This is a genomic window from Dyadobacter sp. BHUBP1 (assembly GCF_050587785.1).
Taxonomy (GTDB): Bacteria; Bacteroidota; Bacteroidia; order Cytophagales; family Spirosomataceae; genus Dyadobacter.
This window is the reverse complement of record NZ_JBOBIH010000014.1, coordinates 52,338-71,158: the sequence shown is the minus strand read 5'-3', so window position 1 is coordinate 71,158 and position 18,821 is coordinate 52,338. Positions and strand designations below refer to the sequence as shown.

18 protein-coding genes are annotated in these 18,821 nt (G+C 47.3%); 10 read left to right on the top strand and 8 right to left on the bottom strand.

Going from position 1 to position 18,821, the window contains the following annotated elements; all coding sequences use genetic code 11:
- Positions 1-117 precede the first annotated feature (117 nt).
- Both corA and ACQ4MZ_RS30205 read left to right on the top strand, forming a co-directional pair.
- Positions 118-1,062, top strand: a complete 945-nt coding sequence (corA, locus tag ACQ4MZ_RS30210; RefSeq protein WP_430851579.1) for a magnesium/cobalt transporter CorA — start codon at positions 118-120, stop codon at positions 1,060-1,062.
- A 384-nt stretch (positions 1,063-1,446) separates the two neighbouring features.
- Positions 1,447-2,433: a glycosyltransferase family 2 protein gene (locus ACQ4MZ_RS30205; protein ID WP_430851577.1), complete on the top strand. Its 987-nt coding sequence runs from the start codon at positions 1,447-1,449 to the stop codon at positions 2,431-2,433.
- Here ACQ4MZ_RS30205 and ACQ4MZ_RS30200 read toward each other — a convergent pair.
- Positions 2,420-3,502 carry a glycosyltransferase family 4 protein gene (locus tag ACQ4MZ_RS30200; protein WP_430851575.1) on the bottom strand — a complete coding sequence of 361 codons (1,083 nt, stop codon included), beginning with the start codon at positions 3,500-3,502 and terminating at the stop codon, positions 2,420-2,422. The two genes, ACQ4MZ_RS30205 and ACQ4MZ_RS30200, sit on opposite strands and share 14 nt — an antisense overlap.
- The gene (locus tag ACQ4MZ_RS30195) at positions 3,499-4,116 is read right to left on the bottom strand and encodes an FkbM family methyltransferase (RefSeq protein ID WP_430851573.1); all 618 of its coding nucleotides are present in this window, start codon (positions 4,114-4,116) and stop codon (positions 3,499-3,501) included. The genes ACQ4MZ_RS30200 and ACQ4MZ_RS30195 overlap by 4 nt, the downstream gene beginning before the upstream one ends.
- Positions 4,117-4,557: 441 nt before the next feature.
- On the opposite strand from ACQ4MZ_RS30195, the gene ACQ4MZ_RS30190 reads away from it, so the two are divergent.
- Positions 4,558-5,553: a ribonucleoside-diphosphate reductase small subunit gene (locus ACQ4MZ_RS30190; protein WP_430851571.1), complete on the top strand. Its 996-nt coding sequence runs from the start codon at positions 4,558-4,560 to the stop codon at positions 5,551-5,553.
- Positions 5,554-5,632: 79 nt separating this feature from the next.
- On the opposite strand, the gene ACQ4MZ_RS30185 is transcribed toward ACQ4MZ_RS30190, so the two are convergent.
- Positions 5,633-6,085, bottom strand: coding sequence for a regulatory protein RecX (locus ACQ4MZ_RS30185; RefSeq protein WP_430851569.1), 453 nt, complete (start codon positions 6,083-6,085; stop codon positions 5,633-5,635).
- A gap of 121 nt (positions 6,086-6,206) precedes the next feature.
- Here ACQ4MZ_RS30185 and ACQ4MZ_RS30180 point away from each other — a divergent pair, with 121 nt between their 5' ends.
- Both ACQ4MZ_RS30180 and ACQ4MZ_RS30175 read left to right on the top strand, forming a co-directional pair.
- Positions 6,207-7,022 carry a metallophosphoesterase family protein gene (locus ACQ4MZ_RS30180; RefSeq protein ID WP_430851567.1) on the top strand — a complete coding sequence of 272 codons (816 nt, stop codon included), beginning with the start codon at positions 6,207-6,209 and terminating at the stop codon, positions 7,020-7,022.
- 91 nt (positions 7,023-7,113) lie between these two features.
- Positions 7,114-8,334 (top strand): NAD(P)/FAD-dependent oxidoreductase, encoded by a 1,221-nt coding sequence (locus ACQ4MZ_RS30175; RefSeq protein WP_430851565.1) that lies wholly within the window; start codon positions 7,114-7,116, stop codon positions 8,332-8,334.
- Positions 8,335-8,358: 24 nt separating this feature from the next.
- On the opposite strand, the gene tyrS is transcribed toward ACQ4MZ_RS30175, so the two are convergent.
- Positions 8,359-9,654: a tyrosine--tRNA ligase gene (tyrS, locus tag ACQ4MZ_RS30170; protein WP_430851616.1), complete on the bottom strand. Its 1,296-nt coding sequence runs from the start codon at positions 9,652-9,654 to the stop codon at positions 8,359-8,361.
- A 148-nt stretch (positions 9,655-9,802) separates the two neighbouring features.
- Between tyrS and ACQ4MZ_RS30165 the strand changes: the two genes are divergently transcribed.
- The gene (locus ACQ4MZ_RS30165) at positions 9,803-11,584 is read left to right on the top strand and encodes a family 43 glycosylhydrolase (protein WP_430851563.1); all 1,782 of its coding nucleotides are present in this window, start codon (positions 9,803-9,805) and stop codon (positions 11,582-11,584) included.
- 8 nt (positions 11,585-11,592) lie between these two features.
- Here the strand turns inward: ACQ4MZ_RS30165 and ACQ4MZ_RS30160 are convergent, their stop codons facing one another.
- The 3 genes from ACQ4MZ_RS30160 to ACQ4MZ_RS30150 form a co-directional block, all read right to left on the bottom strand.
- Complete coding sequence (locus ACQ4MZ_RS30160) at positions 11,593-12,144, bottom strand: Uma2 family endonuclease (RefSeq protein WP_430851561.1); 552 nt, start codon at positions 12,142-12,144, stop codon at positions 11,593-11,595.
- An 80-nt stretch (positions 12,145-12,224) separates the two neighbouring features.
- Positions 12,225-13,496: an S-adenosylmethionine:tRNA ribosyltransferase-isomerase gene (locus tag ACQ4MZ_RS30155; RefSeq protein ID WP_430851559.1), complete on the bottom strand. Its 1,272-nt coding sequence runs from the start codon at positions 13,494-13,496 to the stop codon at positions 12,225-12,227.
- Between the two features lie 11 nt (positions 13,497-13,507).
- The gene (locus tag ACQ4MZ_RS30150; RefSeq protein WP_430851557.1) at positions 13,508-14,020 is read right to left on the bottom strand and encodes a hypothetical protein; all 513 of its coding nucleotides are present in this window, start codon (positions 14,018-14,020) and stop codon (positions 13,508-13,510) included.
- 107 nt (positions 14,021-14,127) lie between these two features.
- Here ACQ4MZ_RS30150 and ACQ4MZ_RS30145 point away from each other — a divergent pair, with 107 nt between their 5' ends.
- The 4 genes from ACQ4MZ_RS30145 (at position 14,128) to ACQ4MZ_RS30130 (ending at position 17,741) form a co-directional block, all read left to right on the top strand.
- A complete protein-coding gene (locus ACQ4MZ_RS30145) occupies positions 14,128-14,688 on the top strand; it encodes a cob(I)yrinic acid a,c-diamide adenosyltransferase (RefSeq protein WP_430851555.1) in 561 nt (186 codons plus the stop codon).
- A gap of 141 nt (positions 14,689-14,829) precedes the next feature.
- Positions 14,830-15,897: a branched-chain amino acid aminotransferase gene (locus ACQ4MZ_RS30140; RefSeq protein WP_430851553.1), complete on the top strand. Its 1,068-nt coding sequence runs from the start codon at positions 14,830-14,832 to the stop codon at positions 15,895-15,897.
- A 356-nt stretch (positions 15,898-16,253) separates the two neighbouring features.
- Positions 16,254-16,769 (top strand): phosphoheptose isomerase, encoded by a 516-nt coding sequence (locus ACQ4MZ_RS30135; RefSeq protein WP_430851551.1) that lies wholly within the window; start codon positions 16,254-16,256, stop codon positions 16,767-16,769.
- A gap of 72 nt (positions 16,770-16,841) precedes the next feature.
- Positions 16,842-17,741: a DUF72 domain-containing protein gene (locus ACQ4MZ_RS30130; protein WP_430851549.1), complete on the top strand. Its 900-nt coding sequence runs from the start codon at positions 16,842-16,844 to the stop codon at positions 17,739-17,741.
- A 42-nt stretch (positions 17,742-17,783) separates the two neighbouring features.
- Here the strand turns inward: ACQ4MZ_RS30130 and ACQ4MZ_RS30125 are convergent, their stop codons facing one another.
- Complete coding sequence (locus ACQ4MZ_RS30125; RefSeq protein ID WP_430851547.1) at positions 17,784-18,731, bottom strand: MBL fold metallo-hydrolase; 948 nt, start codon at positions 18,729-18,731, stop codon at positions 17,784-17,786.
- Positions 18,732-18,821: the final 90 nt, after the last annotated feature.

The following is an 18,821-nucleotide window of genomic DNA, read 5'->3' as shown; positions in this document are numbered from 1 at the left end:
TTCACAGTGTGTGTATTAAAAGAATACAAGTTAGCTTTAACCGTCGAGCGCTCCAAGCCAATGCGATACCGATGACCGAACGGTTGAGCTTCTGGCTTTTTTTCCCAACTTTAATCCATGGTACGCATATTCTATAAGGAAGGTAAAGTCATTAAGCGCGAAAACGATATCCGCGAGCTAGGAAAAGTCCCGAATCTCGTGTGGGTAGATTTACAGTCTCCAAGTGCGGAAGAGGAAGAATGGGTTGAAAACAAGTGTAATATCAGTTTTCAGACACCCCAGGAAATCGTGGAGATTGAAAGCAGTTCGCGTTTCTTTGAGCAGAACGAGACGATCAACGCTAACTCCAACTTTCTCAAAATAGAGCGGGAAGGTTATGAAACGTATCCGGTTTCCTTCATTCTGAACCAAAATGTGCTCTTTACTTACCGTCGCGGTGACTCGAAAACGTTCGCCGACACGGTCAAGAAAATGAAAGTGAGCCCGGAAAGTATACAGGGCGGGGTCGATTTTATGCTCTTGCTGCTCGAAACGCGCATAGAAGCGGACGCCGACGCGCTGGAAGGCATTTCAAGGGACATCTCGGCAATCAGTAAGGATCTTACACATGAGCAAAAGACGCGGCAGGAAGTTCTGATCCGCATCAGCGGATTGCAGGAAATCACCATGATGCTCCGCGAAACGAGTATCGACAAGCAACGTGTCCTTTCGGGTATCCTGCGAAGCCAGTATTTCCCCGAAGACCGTAAGGAACACCTGCGTATTATCCTGAAAGACATCAACTCCCTTCTCGAATATACCACCTTCAATTTCGAACGCCTCGAATACCTCCAGAACACCTTCATGGGTCTGATCAACCTCGAACAGAGTCAGGTAATCAAGATTTTCACCGTCGTGACGATCATTTTTATGCCGCCCACGCTGATCGCCGGTATTTTTGGGATGAACTACCAACACATACCGTCTACCGGTGAGCCGTGGGGATTCTGGCTTTCGCTGCTGCTAATGGTCTTTTCATCCCTCGTTGTTCTTTGGTTTTTCAGAAGAAAAAAATGGATTTAGAAAGGAACTTATCTTGAATACGTATTTTTTTTGATGATTATACGTTGCGGGTATAATTTTAATGTAATCTTTATTGTGGTGGGAGAATACAATAAATGTTTCGCCATAGTGTTAGTATAGAAGTTATATTTCGGCGTCCCGGGCTTATACCCGATGCAACCGACCCTCTTCCAACCATTTCCCTAACAGCAGAGTCATAAGTCAGGGCAGCGCAGCTCCGGCAAACGCTGGCTTGATATTTGTACAAAAAATATCCGTAAGGATATGGAAATGAGCTATATAATTTCACGAAAGGAGAAGATCATGAACGCCATCCTGTTACAAGGAAGTAGTAAAGAATCGGGTATTGAAAAAACGCTCAACTAACTTGATAACCGATTGTATATGAAAAGTATATCAGTAGTAATTCCCAATTATAACGGGAAACATCTGTTCGAAAAATATTTTGAGCATAATTATAAAGTCCTTCAAAAACTCGAAACCAGTGTCCAGATTATTGTAATTGATGATGCATCTACGGATGAATCTGTTGCATATTTACAAGAACACTACGCAGATAAAATCACACTCATTTGCAAAGAAACCAATTCAGGGTTTTCAGAGACTTGCAATATTGGCATCCAGAATGCCACCAATGATCTGATTTTTCTCCTCAATACCGATGTAACCCTTGAACCTGGATACATAGAAAAGCTTTATAAATATTTCGAATTGGAAGATACTTTCGGTGTAATGGGCAGAGTTATCGGTATGAACGATGATTTGATTCGTGAAGCTGCAAGGGAGCCTAAAATATCGGGAAGAAAAATAAAATCTTCTGACTTCTTTCACTTGCAGAACATTAATGCCTTTACACCTACATTTTATTTGTCAGGCGCCATTGCATTGATGGACACGCAAAAGCTGAAAGCCATTAACGGATTCAACGAAATGTTTAACCCTTATTATGGCGAAGATCAGGAACTTTCAATCAGGGCGTGGCGATTGGGTTGGAAATGCTATTACGAACATGACGCTGTTTGCCGGCATGAGGTATCGGCAAGCACCAAAAACCACAATCATAAAAAAGCGATCAAAAGAATCCATTTCAGAAACCGTTATTATGTGCATTACCTGCACCTGCAAGGAATGGATCTAAAATTATGGCATTTACAAATCCTGCTTTGCGATGTTTTACTCGGACTCCTCACGCTGCAATTCTTTAAAGTCGAAGCCTATTGGGATTTCTTTAAAAACCGCGATAACCTGCAAGCGAAGAAAGTAGCGTTCAACAGGGAGATGAAGAAACATCACTCAGATATCGGCATTATCGACGTGATTAATAACTTCCGAATGATGCTGAAATATCAGCAGGTAATTAAACTGAATTAGCAAGGCTCCGATACAAATCAAGGTATTCCGAAGCTGCCCTGTCCCAGGAAAAGAATCTGGCCCGTTCCCGGATTCTTTCTCTGGGTTTTGTTTTTTTATAGTCTTCAAGACTCGCAGTCAATACGTTACGCATATGCTCGGGCTCAAAATTGTCGAAATAATAAGCACAGTCCCCACCGATTTCAGGTAAGGACGTGCAGCGCGACAAGATAACAGGCTTGCCATAGTACATCGCCTCTATAACCGGCAGTCCAAAACCTTCCGCGATTGATGGAAAGACAAAAGCAGTGCAGTTACTGAGATACCATTTCTTATCATTCTCTGACACGGGACCTGTAAAAACCAGCCTGTCGAGCACATTTAGTCTCTGCGCTTCCCGAATAATCATTTTTTTATATTCCTGACTGCTATCGATCCCCGCAATGACTAATTTGAACTCATTCCCTACCAGCAATGCGGGCAGCACATGAAAATTCTTCTTCCCGACAATGGTGCCAATCGTGAACAGAAATGGCTGTTCAACAGGCTTTTCGGGCACGTCAATAATTCCAGTATCGTCAATATTGCAGCCGTTATAAATCACCGAAGTCGGCTTGCCACCCAATTCAAGATGTCTTTTTAAATCTTCGAGAACATAATAGGAAATTGCTACAATATGATCTGCCCGGTCAATTTTCATTTGTAACCTATTCAAGTACTTGCTTATCCGCTTCTCTGATCTGTTTCCATCATAAAGGAAATTCAAATCATGAACCGTTAAGACCACAGAAACCTTCTTTCCAAAAGGAAAATATCTCGAACCCTGATAGGTACAATGCCAGATATCAACCGATTTAGTATCCGGGAAAAACAGTTTGTGAATAAAATGCTGGGAAACGTAATTAGCGTTCTCTCCGAAAGCATGTTCTGCCGAAGTCGGCAAATAAAAGGCAATCTTTTCTCTATCTTCTCCGGCTCTTTTTAAAAGGGAATTTCCTAATTGAAGGCAATAATGATAAAGCCCGGTATGAGGGTGCCTCATCCTCTCGCAATCAATCAGAATTCTTTTCAACATAAAATAATCATTCATTTTCTGCACGCTTCCAGCGCATAACAAAAGCCATTAATAGCCGTATAGTTCACCTCATAACCCAGTTCGCCGAGATACCGACTGATTGTATTTATATCAAACTGACTATCAATATCGTGCACTTCAATCAGCATTCGTTCGACCCGGCGTATGACATCGGGAGATGTATTCAAGATAATATCATATTCACTTCCTTCGCAATCCATTTTCAGCAAATCGACTTTCGCCCTCGGGATGTAGGCCATTATTTCTGAGAATGAGATGGCCGGAATCCATAACTCCTTTGTATTATCAGTATTAAAACTTTTTAACGAAGAAGCGACCACCTGATTATCTTCCGTGTCCTGTACGTATAGCCGCAACATTTCACAGGACGTCCCTGTTACTGCAAAGGGATTGATGGTCACGCTTTTATCAAACCTGCGATTGGAGGATGCAACAGAACGCATTCGTTCGATATTACTGCTCAGAGGCTCATACGCATAAATTTGGGCATTCTTTATTTTAGATAAAAGCAATATATCAAAAAAACCGGCGTTGGCGCCGATATCGATCACCAACGGATCATCAGGCAATACGCGCACCAGCGCCCCGATGTTGTATACGTCAGCCATAAATATCTCCTTAAATACCTGGTGGAGGCTGGCGGGCACGTCGAAACCGAGCTTGTTGGGTTTCGTGACAAAGTGTAGCATCCTGCCACGATCGTGGAATTTGTCAAAGATGTATTCGAACGGGTTTCCAATATTCCTGAACAAATTAATGTATCTCCTTGGACCTGTAACGGGCATAGCTTATGATCTTAACTATATGGAGTATTTCGGGGCAGACATCCAAAGCATTGCCCTGCTACATTATACCCACTGTCTCATTCGCACCAGGTTAATAATGAGCAAGTGCCTGGGTTCGAGTTTTCCTGCGGCTTCATGTCCAATGCATTGTTTGATTTTTAGCCCAAAGCGTGTAGCTTTGTTTTCTTCCGGCCCGGCTGTCAGAGCCAACGGCAAGTACTAACGTTATATAATTCTGATCCCCGTAAAATACTCTAATTAACTATGTCACAAGAACTTACCAGACAGGAACCCCTGTTGACCGAAGATCCCCTGCGGTTTGTTTTGTTCCCTATCAAACATTCCGATATATGGGAAATGTACAAACGTCATGAGGCTTCGTTCTGGACAGCCGAAGAAATCGACCTGTCGCAGGATATGAAGGACTGGGAGAACCTGAATGACGGAGAAAGGCATTTCATTTCCCACGTACTGGCATTCTTTGCGGCATCTGACGGAATCGTCAACGAAAACCTGGCTGTCAATTTTCTTAGCGAAGTGCAATATGCAGAAGCAAAATGCTTCTATGGATTCCAGGTAGCGATGGAGAACATCCACTCCGAAACCTACTCACTGCTGATCGACACCTACATTAAAGATCCGGTTGAAAAAGACAGGTTGCTACGTGCGATCGAGACGATTCCCTGCGTACAGAAAAAAGCTGAATGGGCATTGAAATGGATCAACAGCCCTGTGTTTGCGGAGCGTATCATCGCATTTGCAGCGGTGGAAGGGATTTTCTTCTCCGGATCGTTCTGCTCGATCTTCTGGCTGAAAAAACGCGGCCTGATGCCCGGGCTTTCATTCTCCAACGAGCTGATCTCCCGCGATGAAGGCCTTCATTGCGAGTTCGCATGTTTGTTATACACCAAACATATCCTGAACCAGTTACCACAAGAACGCGTAATCGAAATTATGCTGGACGCGGTGGCAATCGAAAAAGAATTTGTAAGCGAGGCGTTGCCGGTATCGCTGATCGGTATGAATGCCGATTTGATGAAACAATATATCGAATACATCGCCGATTTCTGGCTCGAAAGGCTCGGCTGCCCGAAACAATTCGGTTCAGCCAACCCATTCGATTTCATGGAACTGATCTCGCTTCCGGGCAAGACCAACTTCTTCGAAAAACGTGTAGGAGAATATCAGAAAGCGGGCGTAATGAGCGGTGTGAAGGACAAAGAATCCGCGCACAAGATCTCCTTCGACTCCGATTTCTAGACTACTATTGTCACCCTGAGCGCAGTCGAAGGGCGCGTGCATGATGCATGTGCTTCGGCTACGCTCAGCATGACATCCGTTATAGCTCACCCAATTCCTTCCACACCAGCTCGCTCTCATAGCCTTTTCCCAGCGCGAACCTTGCCAGCTTCTGTTTCAATTTGAAAGGATCCGCCTCCGTTTTGGATAGCAGATCCCGTTTCTTTGAAAGCAATTCCCGTAAACCTGATACGTAATCCTCGTCGCCGATTTCGTTCATTCCCTTTTCAATGCTGTACGTGCTCAGGCCGCGACGGTTCAACTCCTGCCTGATTTTCATCCGGCCCCAGTTTTTGACTCGGAATTTGCCGCCGGCGTAGGTTTTCGCAAAACGTTCCTCGCTCAGGTAATTCATGGAAATCAACTCAGCGATGATCTCGTCGGCCTCGTCGCCCCACACATTCCATTTTTTCAGCCGCTGCTTCACCTCGTCCTGCGTTCGCTCCTGGTAGGCACAGTAGGAAGCCGCTTTTTGCAGAATAAGCCGGTCCATGTATTCAGGTTTTTATTAAATATGCTTAACAATGTGCAAGATTAAGGAAATATAACGGACGAATAACTATTTTTGAGAGCACAAGAAACCCCTATTTCTGTTCATCCAAACCCTTTAAACCATGACTTTCCAGAGACGGTCTTTTCTCAAACTCCTGCCTGCATTATCCGGAATCACCTATTTGTCGGAGCCCGCCAAAGCACAGCCGGCTGCAAATATTGCGCTTCGTTTCATCGTCGCGTCCGACGGGCATTACGGACAGCCGGACACCGAGTTCAAGGCCTTCCACGCTGATCTGGTAAGCTGGGTAAACCGCGAGAAGCTGCAAAAAGGCGTTGATTTCCTTTTCCTCAACGGAGATCTGATTCACGACGATCCGACTTTGCTATATGATTTCAAAAACGCGATCTCGAATCTGAGTGTCCCCTATTATGTCAGCCGCGGCAACCATGACAAAGTGGGACTGGACGTGTGGCAAAGTACTTGGGGCTATCCTACCAACCACAGCTTTGCAAAAGGCGAATATGCATTCGTAGTAGGCGACACTTCCAACGAGAAAGGCGAGTATATATGCCCCGACGTCACCTGGCTCCGCAACGAAATCGCGAAATACAAGGACAAGAAGGGGGTTTTTATTTTCCTGCACATTACCCCGGCCAAATGGACAACGCACGGCATTGAATGCAAGGAGGTGATCGATCTTTTCGAAAACACGCCGAATGTCAAAGCCATATTCAACGGCCACGACCACGACCAGGATAGTACCAAAATGTACGGCAAAAAGCCTTATTTTTTCGACGGCCATTTCGGAGGCAGTTGGGGAACCGCTTACAAAGGCTACCGCATTGTCGAGATTTACAATGACCACACCTGGCAATCATACCAATACAACCCGACCGCCGCGCCGGTTTTGAATACGTTTAGCGGGAAGAGCTAGCTGGAACTAATCGGGAGAAAACTAATTTGCTCTTGTTTTAGTCTGGTACAGAATTTTAACCACCCGATTCATCAGTTAACAAAAACACCCGATGGATCTACTCAGTGGCCAGCCTCATTGGTTTTATAAAAGTGGGGCCCTCCATTCTTACCCTGCGCTATCAGGAAATCTAACAGCAGAAATCGTGATCATGGGCGGCGGCATTACCGGCGCATTACTGGCCTGGCATCTTACGCAGGCCGGTTTTCCGGTTGTTGTCCTGGAAAAACGACATATCGGGATGGGAAGTACCTCCGGCTCCACGGCGTTGCTTCAATATGAAATCGACACCATGCTTACCGATCTGATCGGGCTTGTCGGGGAAAAGCATGCCGTCCGCAGCTATCTTTTATGTGTGGAAGCCATTCACAGAGCCAGGGAGATTGTAGATTCGCTACCGGTCAAAACAGGCTTTTCACTCGTCAAAAGTGTGTATTATGCATCGAAAAAGGCCGATTTACCATTGTTGGAAAAAGAATGCGAGGTGCGCCGTAAAATTGGCATCGACGTCGAGTGGTGGGACCGGGCCACATTACGTTCCCATTTCCCCGGCATTCACAAAAGCGGCGCGATCCTCTCGCGTGACGCTGCGCAGGTAGACGCATATGCGCTCGCACATGCGCTCTTGCAGGAGTGCATCCGGAAAGGCGCACGCGTATATGATACCGTCGAAATCACCGATATCTGGCATGAACGGGGCCGTGTAAGGCTGATTTTGGATAATGGCAGCGTTGTCAAAACCAAAAAGCTGATCGTTGCCGCGGGCTATGAATCCCAAAAGCTGATATCACATAACTTCGTTCGCCTGCATTCTACGTACGCGATAGTTAGCAAACCGATGCCTGAAAAGAAGGAGCTGTGGTATGAGCATGCATTACTTTGGGAAAGTGCCCGGCCTTATTTGTATTTGCGCACAACGGAGGATCATCGCGTGCTAATCGGCGGCAAAGACGAAATGTTCCAAAGCGCGATTAAAAGGGACAAGCTGCTTTACCGGAAATCCAAAGAACTCGAAAAGAATGCCAGGAGTATGTTTCCGGACTTGCCTTTCGTAACAGATTATGCCTGGTGCGGCACTTTTGCGGAGACAGAAGACGGACTTCCGTTTATAGGCAGCGTGAAAGAGCACCCGAACACCTGGTTCGCATTGGGTTTTGGCGGGAACGGCATCCTGTTCAGCATTATCGCCGCCGGCATTATCACGGATCTTATCGCGGGAAAGAAAAATAAGGACGCCGAAATTTTCAGTTTTAAACGGCTTAGCAAGTCATAATTGACCGCCAAGCCGTTCAATACATTATATTACCTTGATCAGGTGATTCTTCTTGCCTTTTGAAATTAACAGAAACTTATCTTGCAGCAATGCAAAATCGCTTAACGGTTGCTCAGCCGCAATCACCTTTGATTTGTTCACACTTACCGCATTCTGCTGGATAGCCCGACGAGCTTCACCTTTGGAGGCATACACTTCGCCCCGGGTTACTGTGGAAACCAGGTCCGTAATATTCGCGCACTCGTCCCATTCTGCACGGGTAATTTCCGTTTGCGGTACACCATCGAAAATGGTGTCGAATTCATCCGCCTCAATGCTTTGGAGCGTTTCCAATGTCGCCTTACCGTACAAAACCTCCGAAGCCTTCAATACGAGATCCAAAGCCTTTTGCGAGTGAATGCGGATTGTCAGCTCGGATGCCAGCGCCTTTTGCATAATGCGCAAATGCGGCTCGGCAGCGTGGCTGGTTTCCAGCGCTTCGATTTCCTCCCGGCCTTTCAGCGAGAACACGCGCAGGTAACGCGGCATATCGTCGTCACTCTGGTTGAGCCAGAACTGGTAGAACTGATAAGGCGAAGTCCGCTCCGGATCGAGCCAGATATTACCGCCCTCGCTTTTCCCGAATTTGGAGCCGTCGGCTTTGGTAACGAGCGGCGTCGTCAATGCATAAGCTTTGAAATAGCCTTCATCGTCACCTTCCTTGCGGCGAATGATCTCCGTACCAGTCGTAATGTTACCCCATTGGTCCGAGCCGCCCATTTGCAGCCGGACATTTTTGGTTTTATATAAATGATAGAAATCGTAGCCCTGCAAAAGCTGATACGAGAACTCGGTAAACGAAATACCGGTTTCCAGTCGCTTTTTCACAGAGTCTTTCGACATCATATAATTCACACTCAGATATTTCCCCGCATCGCGCAGAAATTGTAAGAACCCGATATCCTTGAACCAGTCGTAGTTGTTCACCATTTCCGCCGAATTTTCTCCCGAATTGAAGTCCAGGAACGATTCGAGCTGCTTGCGGATACCCTCCTGGTTGATCCGCAATGTATCCTCATCAAGGAACGACCGCTCGGCAGCCTTGAAAGAAGGATCTCCGATCATTCCCGTAGCGCCGCCCACCAATGCAATAGGCTTGTGACCCGCACGTTGGAAATGCACTAAAAGCATAATGGTAGCCAGGTTACCGATGTGCAGCGAAGGAGCCGTCGGGTCGAAACCGATGTAACCGCATGTCATCTCCTTTTGAAGTTGCTCATGTGTTCCCGGCATCATGTCGTGCAGCATGCCCCGCCAGCGTAGTTCCTCTATAAAATCAATCGCCATTCTAAAAACTGTTGCTTATTTCAAAATCGAGCGCAAAGGTACAGGTTATCGGTTTCAAAACTTCTTTATCTCGCGATGGTTTTGCCTGCACGAAAGATTATTAATGCAAAAACAGGTATTTTTGTAGGATTAAAAGAATAATATGCACCCTATCATCAACAAAATCATGTTGTTACGTACTCTCGGAATATTCATCGGTTTCGTTCTCCTGTTCAAGGCAATGCCTGTTGCCGCCCAGAGCACTTATTGTAATCCGATGGACATTGATTACAAATATAATTTCGAGCAGCTCAACGAAAACATCAGCTACCGGTCCGGCGCCGACCCCGTGATTATTAATCATAAAGGCGAATACTTCCTTTTCGTCACTATCTCGGGCGGCTACTGGCATTCCAAAGACATGATCAACTGGAAATACCTGACCGCCAACCGCTGGCCTTTCGAAGATATGTGCGCGCCCGCGGCGGTTTCAGTGCGTGATACCCTGTTTTTATTCCAATCTACTTTCGAATCCCGTCCGATACTGTACTCGGTTGCACCTGAAAAAGGCATTTGGGAATTCTACAACCGCTGGACGCCGCGGCTGCCGAAGGATATCGGCCCCTGGGATCCCGCATTGTTCCACGACCCGGACACCGACAAATGGTATATGTATTGGGGTTCTTCTAATGTGTACCCCATCTTCGGCTCGGAGCTGGATTATTCCAAACGGCTTGCATTCAAGGGGCAATACCAATCCATGTTTTGGTTAAATCAATACGAGCACGGCTGGGAACGCTTCGGGCCAAACCACTCTGACCCATTCAAACCATTCACCGAAGGTGCCTGGATGACCAAGCACAAAGGCAAATACTACCTGCAATACGGCGCACCGGGTACCGAGTATAATGTATATGCCAATGGCACTTACGTATCCGACCAGCCGCTCGGGCCATTTACTTATGCGCCTTACAATCCCGTCTCCTACAAACCGGGCGGTTTCGCCACCGGTGCCGGACACGGCAATACATTCCAGGACAACTTCGGCAACTACTGGAACACCGGCACCTCGTGGATCGGCCTGAACTGGGCTATGGAGCGCCGCATTGTGCGCTACGCAGCCGGCTTCGATAAAGATGGTCAAATGTTTGCCAACACCCGCTTCGGCGACTTCCCGCACAAAATGCCTGCCAAAACCTGGACCGGCAAAGGCGATGAGCTTTTCACCGGCTGGATGTTACTTTCGTACAAAAAGCCTGCAACAGCGTCCTCAACGCTTGATACCATGGCTGCGCAAAAAATCACTGATGAAAATCCACGGACATTCTGGGCAGCGAAGCAAAACAAACCCGGCGAAACGCTGACGATAGACCTGCAAACCGAACAGGAAGTAAAAGCGGTGCAGGTCAATTACACCGACTACAAATCCGATATTTTCGACAACAAACCTGAAAAAGTATACACGCAGTTCAAAATCTGGACTTCAAAGGATGGTAAGAAGTGGGACCTCGCGAGCGACCTCACCAAAGAGCCCAAACGCGACCGCCCATGCGCCTATATCGAGCTCGCGGCACCCGTGCGTGCGCGTTACGTGCGCTACGAGCACGTATACGTAGCCTCGCCAATATTAGCTATCAGTGAATTCAGGATTTTCGGGAATGGCTTCGGCAAAGCCCCACAAACACCGGCTACCTTCACCGCCGTCCGCCAAAAGGATGCGCGCAATGCGGATTTGAAATGGGAAAAAGTACCGGGGGCCATCGGCTACAATGTGCTATGGGGCATCGCTCCCGATAAACTGTACCAAACCTACCAATTCTGGAACGACGAGCCGAACACCTTCGAGCTGCGCGCATTAAATGTGGGAGTGCCTTATTATTTTGCTATTGAGGCTTTTAATGAGAATGGTGTTTCGGTAGCGAGTAAGGTGGTGGCTGTGAAGTAGCGGGCGGATTACTCTTCGGGAGCGAATTCAATGGTTTCATAAACTTCCCTGACAGGTATTTCGAAACCAAACGCCTCCAATTGGATTACGTCGTCCAGGCTTTTGAAAGAATGGCATGCCCAAAGGTCGCTGCCTCCAACTTGCGAATACAATTCGACCTTTCGTTCCGCCTGAGAAACGATAAGATAGTATTGAAGCGAAGGTATGGTCTTGTATTGATTTAATTTAAAAACCCGGTCCCGCTTGGTAGACGACTTGGATATGACTTCTATCACGACGCTAGGCCGCTCTACAATATAAGTCCCCGAAAGATCCTTTGCTGCACAGGCGACGACCACGTCAGGATACAGATAGCAAATATCCGAGACTTTTAATTTTACAGTTTCGGCAAAAACCCGGCAGCCGCGCGGTCGGAAAAACGTCCTGAAAGCGCCCGATACGTTCCCAACAATGTCATTATGATTGAATGTAGTGCCTGACATGGCGTATACTTCGCCATCATAATATTCATAACGGATATCGCTTTGTTCATCCAGCTCGAAATATTCCTCGACAGTCATCTTCCTGGTAATTAGCTTTACACATCCCATAATTTACTGTTTTTTAACAACAAATTGCGGGAAAAAATCAACTCATGAAACTAGGAAGCATTGTCAATTAGCCAGAGGAGCGAAGAATCCCCATAGCTTAAAAAACGATAGTCATTCGCTAATGCCTCAGAATAGATCGTTTTCCAGTCTTTTCCGACAAATGCGGCAACAAGAAGGATGAGTGTGGAGCCAGGTTGATGGTAATTAGTAATTATCCCGCGGCATAAACGGAAACGATAACCGGGAAAAATGAATATCTCCGTTTCGCCTACAATCTCTTGAAGCGCCGAAGCATCCATATAATCTGCAATGGCTTGCAGGGATTGTGTTGCCGACGGAAGCTCTGCCTCTTTCCACGGATATGGATAGAGCTTTTCAATGTTAAACTCTGTCGTTTCCTTTTTAAAAAGCTTTACGCCATACCAATATAAACTTTCCAGCGAGCGCAGCGAAGTAGTGCCGACCGGCACAATATGATCCACCGATTGAAGCAGATTCCGTATTAATTCTCGTGTAAAAACCACCTGCTCGGAATGCATCCGGTGCTCGGTAACCTTCTCTACTTTAATGGGTTGAAAAGTACCCGCTCCGACATGTAAAGTGAGGAACGCTTTGCGAATGCCCTTTTGCTCCAATGCATCAAAAACCCGTGGCGTGAAATGCAGCCCGGCTGTCGGAGCGGCCACGGCGCCGTCATGGTGCGCGTACACGGTCTGGTACGTTTCCTTGTCCGGCTCTTCGATATCGCGGTTAAGATAGGGCGGCAGCGGGATTTCCCCCAATGCTTTCACCACGTCCAGAAATGTAACGTCGGCGTCCCAGTCGAGCTTCACCAGATTGCCTTCATAATCGTGGTAGGAGACCTGTAAATGTACTTCCCTCCCATTTACAGGAATAATATTGGATAACGTATCGCCGGCTTTCCAACGCTTTTTGTTCCCGATCATACATTCCCACACGCACGAATGCTGCACGAGCATGGCATCGTTGATTACCCTTGTGGGCAGTTCCGGATGTAATAGCAGCAGTTCTATAACCGCGCCTGTTTCTTTCTTGAAATGTGCCCGTGCGGGAATAACCTTGGTGTCGTTAAAAACAAGGAGCGTATCAGCAGGCAGCTGGGAAGTAATATCGATAAAGCGCAAATGACTGATTTCACCATTTTTATACACCATCAGCTTCGACTGATCACGAACTTCCATGGGGTACTTCGCGATGCGGTCGTCTGGTAGGTCGTATGTATAGCTTTCCAGATCAATCGCCTCTGCTTCTCTTCGCCACAATGCATCCTGGCTCTCCTCAACCTCCTTTTTCCCTTCCATACCCGGCAATATTAGAGTTTATCGTCGTGCACAGGCGGCCACAGCAAGCGCAATGGAAGCAGGAATACAGCCAGAACGAGCGCAAGGCTTGCATAATACAGCCAGGAGAAATCGAACACGTCCATTTTGTAATTGGTACTATTGATCGTCGCCAAAGCCAGCAAGCTGAAACCAGTGATTGTATTGATCACCGCTACCAGGCAGAAAAGCCAGTTGGTGAGATGCTCATTCAGCTCTGTGCGGTGCTGCGCCCACTCCTTGCGTTTCAGGATAGGCAGGTTCATCGGGTCAACATTCGGGATGTGGCGGGCGATGCCCGTGATCACCACGTTATTGAGCAGGAAAAGGCCCATTACGATATAGAAAATGTGTCCTTTTTCGACGTAACGCTCCGCGAGTCCGCTATCCGCGAAGTCGACGGCCACCATTTCGGGGAAAAGCGAATACGTCCAAACGAGCGCCCCGATAACGAATAATAAAGATGCCCAGCGCCAGATCTTTATTGCAAATGTTGTAACTTTCATGAATTGGTAACCTAAATAGAGGTCTTCGCCATAGTAAATCAAGCCGCAAAATTAGGTCGGGGAGTTTCTAAAACCTAATTGAAAAAAGCAAAGACCTAATTTCCACAATGAAAATCTACACCAAAACCGGTGACAAAGGCACCACGTCTCTCATCGGAGGCACGCGCCTGAGTAAGGCACACGTGCGCATAGACGCATACGGGACGGTCGATGAACTGAACAGCTACATCGGAATGCTTCGCGACCAGCCGGTGAACGAAGGCCGGAAAGACCTTCTCAAAGAAATCCAGGACCGTCTTTTCACGATCGGCTCACATCTGGCTTCAGAATCCGACCAAAAGAAGAAAATTCTTCCCGATTTGCTCGACGAAGACATTGCGCTACTGGAAAAGGAGATGGATCTGATCGACACCCGGGTGCCCCCACTGCGGGCATTCATCCTGCCGGGCGGTCACGCTTCTGTATCCTTCGGACACATCGCGCGGACGGTTTGCCGCCGGGCCGAGCGGGCGGTGATCCATTTGCAGCAGGGTGAGGAAGTGGAACCCATCGTAATCCGCTATCTCAACCGCCTTTCCGACTACCTTTTTATGCTCTGCCGGGCGATGACGCATGAACTCGGAATTGAAGAAATCACATGGCAGCCGAGGGTTCCGCGGCAAAAATAATTGTTATACTAAATATCAATTATTTGTAGATTAAATTATTTAAATTGCGGGACTTAGAGCGAGTGCGCCGGGATCTCCCAATCCCGCCTTTCTCCAAGGATAAGCTTCGGAAAGCGTTTGAAAAATTAAATTTTTGGCATCATGACAGCCGACACAGTACAAATAGAAGTTCAGCAAACCACCCAATCCCGTTTGCAGGAGGTTGACTTCAACAACCTCGTTTTTGGACGGAACATCTCCGACCATATGTTTATCGCCGAATACAAAGCCGGACAATGGCAAAATCTGCGCATCGTCCCTTACGGCGACCTCTCACTAAGCCCTGCTACCGCCGCGCTACATTACGGTCAGGCTATCTTCGAGGGAATGAAAGCCTATAAAAACGACGCAGGCGAAGTGCTGCTTTTTCGTGCGATCGACAACTGGAAACGTCTCAACAAATCGGCTGAGCGCCTTTGCATGCCGCAGATCCCGGAAGAAATTTTCATGAACGGCCTTACCGAACTGCTCCGCCTGGATGCAGGTTGGGTGCCTTCGCAACCCGGTTGCTCGCTTTACATTCGCCCATACATGTTTGCTACCGACCCTTACATCGGTGTCAAGCCATCGGAATCATACTATTTCATCATTTTCACGAGCCCGGTAGGCACCTATTATGCCAAACCTCCGCGCGTGAAAGTAGAGACGCATTTCATCCGCGCCGCGGAAGGTGGCGTAGGTGCTACCAAATGCGCAGGCAACTATGCAGGTTCGCTTTACCCGGCGAAACTGGCCCAGCAGGAAGGTTACGACCAGTTGATCTGGACTGATGCCCGCGATCACGCGTACATCGAAGAATCGGGAACGATGAACATCATGTTCATGCTGGATGGTAAGCTGCTTACTCCGCACGTTTCTGAAACCACGCTGGATGGCATTACCCGTAAAAGCATCGTGGCGATTGCGGAGCATTGGGGTATTCCCGTGGAAGAGCGCCGTATCAGTGTAAAAGAAATCATCGATGCATTGAAAGCCGGTAAACTCGAAGCCGCATTCGGAGCCGGAACTGCGGTAGTAATCTCTCCGTTCGCAACGATCGCGTACGAAGGCGTGGATTACGCATTGCCTGAAATCAAGGAAGACTCGTTCGTAAGTAAAGTAAAAACTTATCTGACCGACCTCCGTACTGGTAAAGAACAGGATATCTTCGGCTGGATGCTGAAAGTTTAATGACTGAATGTGTGAACTTGTGAATGTGTAAGACCGTCGCGAATTCATAGGAGAGTTCAAAGCCAAGGGTTATCCCAAAGCTTTGAACTCTTTTTTATTCACTCATTCAAAATTCATTCGCGCAAACGTCCGCGAATAGATTCCCGCAAGGCTCAAATGTCCTATCAGTGAAATAGCAGGTAATCCGAACTATCAGGCAGACACTACTATGCCCGACGACTTTACTACCAAAGTTCGGCGGCACAAATAGGAAAAATTAGCAGATATAATTCAAAAGGTGCCCTGAATATTTGGGGCATTTTTTTGTTTTTTATCCTAATTTTGAAATTCACCTGAATTACTAATTACTCACGGTTATGATACAATCTTTTGCGGCTAATGCCGATAAAAATGAGGTTTTTGAAAAAGTACAACAGTTTATAGATGAGCAAGGATTCACCGTCGTAGCCAAAGATCATTCGCGCCCATGGGGTGGTTTCTTCGTACTCGACGAAAGCCAGGCCCCCAAATTCATCTCTACATTTTTCCCGCATCTATCGCTCGCCGACTTTGCCGGTTATGAAAAATTGAGCCCCAAGATTCTCGTGGTGGCTCCCAACAAACGCCTTTCATGGCAATACCACCACCGCCGTGCCGAAATCTGGAAAGTAATCGGCGGAAGCGCCGGCATCGTGATCAGCGATACCGACGAAGAGACCGAATTGCAGCAACTGCCTATCGGCACGGTTATCAACCTCAAAAAAGGAGAACGCCACCGCCTTGTGGGTGTAAATGAATGGGGTTTTGTAGCTGAAATCTGGCAACATACCGACCCTTCCAATCCTTCGGACGAAGATGATATCGTTCGCGTGCAGGACGATTTCGGAAGATAATGCCATTATCCATGTCCGGCAGGCCGAAGTGGCCTGTCGGATCGGTTCTTACTCATCCTAACCTGACCAGTCATGAAATTTGGAAAAGTTGACGACGCCGACAAAATAGATTTTACATTACCACCCGACAATCCCGCCAATAAAGCACTGCTCAATGCGGCAAAGAGCGGGAAACCTGGAATCTACATCGGGTGCGCCAAATGGAATAAAACCGATCTCAAAGGTTTCTACCCCAAAGGCACCAAAGACGAATTGGCCTATTATGCCACACAGTTCAACAGCATCGAACTGAATGCGACCTTTTACAATAATTTTCCTGTCGAAACCATCGAATCGTGGTATGCCAAAACACCTGCGGGCTTCAAGTTCTTCCCCAAATTGCACCAGGGCATCAGCCATTGGAAAAGGCTGAAAGATGCCAAGGAGCCGACCGACATTTACCTCGATGGTATTGCCCACTTGCAGGATAAACTCGGCATGCTTTTCCTCCAAATGCCCGACAATTTTGGTCCTAAAAACTGGGAAATACTGAAAGCATACCTGGAAGAATGGCCCTCCGGCTTTCCACTCGCGCTGGAACTGCGGCACACAGGCTGGTACAACGACTCTTTCGATAGCGAAGAGTTATACAGCCTGCTCGAAAAGAAAAACATCACGCATATCGTCACCGACTCGGCTGGCCGTCGTGACCTGCTGCATATGCGGCTCACCACTCCGACCGCATTCATCCGCTATAACGGTGCCAACGTGGATTCTGACTACACGCGCCTGGACGACTGGTTTGAAAGATTGAAACTCTGGATCGACGAGGGTATTCAGAATATCTACTTCTTCGTGCATCAGAACCACGAAGAAGCCTCTCCGCTGCTATCTTCATATTTGATCCAAAAGCTGAACAAAGAACTGGGAATGGAACTGCAAGTTCCTTATGACCCGAGGGTCGCAAGCGGGCAGGTTAGTTTATTCAAATAGCAAAAGGCGGGATCGATGCATCGGTGTCCGCCTTTTTAACTTCTATTTCAGGTCAAATTTTACACCTTGCTCGGGGAAGATCAATCGTAGGTCTAAATGATTGGCTGTTTCCAATTCCTTTCGGATCGTTTCTTCATTATTTCCTACGGGTTTAATGTGCGTAACGACCACATTCAGGTTCCGCAAGTGCTCCTTTCCGGCAAGTCGCCCCAGTACCTCAAACTCTTTTATAAACCATTTCGGCGTCAGGTGACCGTATAAATGGCGGTCAGGCTGCGCATTCGGATAGGAAACTTCCAGAAAAACGCCTTTCAATTTTCCCGATTTCACAAGCGGCGCGACCGCGGCCCAAACCCGTTTCATATGGTCAGTCTGCTCCACTTCGTCCGGGCCGGTATCACCAAAATAGAGGGCATACTCGTCACCATGCCTCACCAGAAACGCAGTACTCGAATAGGGCTTCGAATGGCTCAGCGGGAATGCCTGCACCGACATTTCCGTTCCCTTAACCGGTATTTCGACACCTTCCGTCAACTGTTGGTAGCGGTATTTGTTCAACGCGGGGGCATTGCCATCATTTGCCAGGTTAGGCCAGCTTTGCCAGTTGAAGTAATGCGCTTTCATCACACTAATGCAATGCTCCATCGCGTAAACCTGCTTCACCGTGTCGTCCACCGAATTGATAATCATTCCTGATATATGATCGAGATGTGGATGCGAAATGAGGTAGCCCTTAATGTATTTTTTCAGAACTGTTTCCGCATTTACTTTAAACGCCTTCTTCTCAATTCCTTTTTCGATCCCATTACTCACCGTGCCCGCATCCAGGCATACGTATGCGTCTGAGCCCGCAGGGGCGAGCATGTATGCGGAGAGATTTCCATCAGTTGCGCCGCCATTGACGCCTAATGGAATTATCTGAAAACCTGTTTGCGCAGAAACGGTGAAGCATACTAGGAGGAATATCAGCAAACAGAAATTACGTAACATATATAGGTAGGGGGGTAAACGTCCCGACAAAGCTAAGGGACGTTAGCGTAAAATTCATACGTATGCGAGTACTCTCGGCTTGCATTGTAT

Coding starts and splice junctions, on each gene's coding strand:
- ACQ4MZ_RS30145 (WP_430851555.1), top strand. CDS start 14,128: ATGAAAATCTACACCAAAACCGGTGACAAAGGCACCACGTCTCTCATC.
- ACQ4MZ_RS30140 (WP_430851553.1), top strand. CDS start 14,830: ATGACAGCCGACACAGTACAAATAGAAGTTCAGCAAACCACCCAATCC.
- ACQ4MZ_RS30185 (WP_430851569.1), bottom strand. CDS start 6,085: ATGGACCGGCTTATTCTGCAAAAAGCGGCTTCCTACTGTGCCTACCAG.
- ACQ4MZ_RS30155 (WP_430851559.1), bottom strand. CDS start 13,496: ATGGAAGGGAAAAAGGAGGTTGAGGAGAGCCAGGATGCATTGTGGCGA.
- ACQ4MZ_RS30190 (WP_430851571.1), top strand. CDS start 4,558: ATGTCACAAGAACTTACCAGACAGGAACCCCTGTTGACCGAAGATCCC.
- ACQ4MZ_RS30205 (WP_430851577.1), top strand. CDS start 1,447: ATGAAAAGTATATCAGTAGTAATTCCCAATTATAACGGGAAACATCTG.
- ACQ4MZ_RS30200 (WP_430851575.1), bottom strand. CDS start 3,502: ATGAATGATTATTTTATGTTGAAAAGAATTCTGATTGATTGCGAGAGG.
- ACQ4MZ_RS30125 (WP_430851547.1), bottom strand. CDS start 18,731: ATGTTACGTAATTTCTGTTTGCTGATATTCCTCCTAGTATGCTTCACC.
- ACQ4MZ_RS30130 (WP_430851549.1), top strand. CDS start 16,842: ATGAAATTTGGAAAAGTTGACGACGCCGACAAAATAGATTTTACATTA.
- ACQ4MZ_RS30150 (WP_430851557.1), bottom strand. CDS start 14,020: ATGAAAGTTACAACATTTGCAATAAAGATCTGGCGCTGGGCATCTTTA.
- ACQ4MZ_RS30160 (WP_430851561.1), bottom strand. CDS start 12,144: ATGACTGTCGAGGAATATTTCGAGCTGGATGAACAAAGCGATATCCGT.
- ACQ4MZ_RS30195 (WP_430851573.1), bottom strand. CDS start 4,116: ATGGCTGACGTATACAACATCGGGGCGCTGGTGCGCGTATTGCCTGAT.
- ACQ4MZ_RS30135 (WP_430851551.1), top strand. CDS start 16,254: ATGATACAATCTTTTGCGGCTAATGCCGATAAAAATGAGGTTTTTGAA.
- corA (WP_430851579.1), top strand. CDS start 118: ATGGTACGCATATTCTATAAGGAAGGTAAAGTCATTAAGCGCGAAAAC.
- ACQ4MZ_RS30180 (WP_430851567.1), top strand. CDS start 6,207: ATGACTTTCCAGAGACGGTCTTTTCTCAAACTCCTGCCTGCATTATCC.
- ACQ4MZ_RS30175 (WP_430851565.1), top strand. CDS start 7,114: ATGGATCTACTCAGTGGCCAGCCTCATTGGTTTTATAAAAGTGGGGCC.
- ACQ4MZ_RS30165 (WP_430851563.1), top strand. CDS start 9,803: ATGCACCCTATCATCAACAAAATCATGTTGTTACGTACTCTCGGAATA.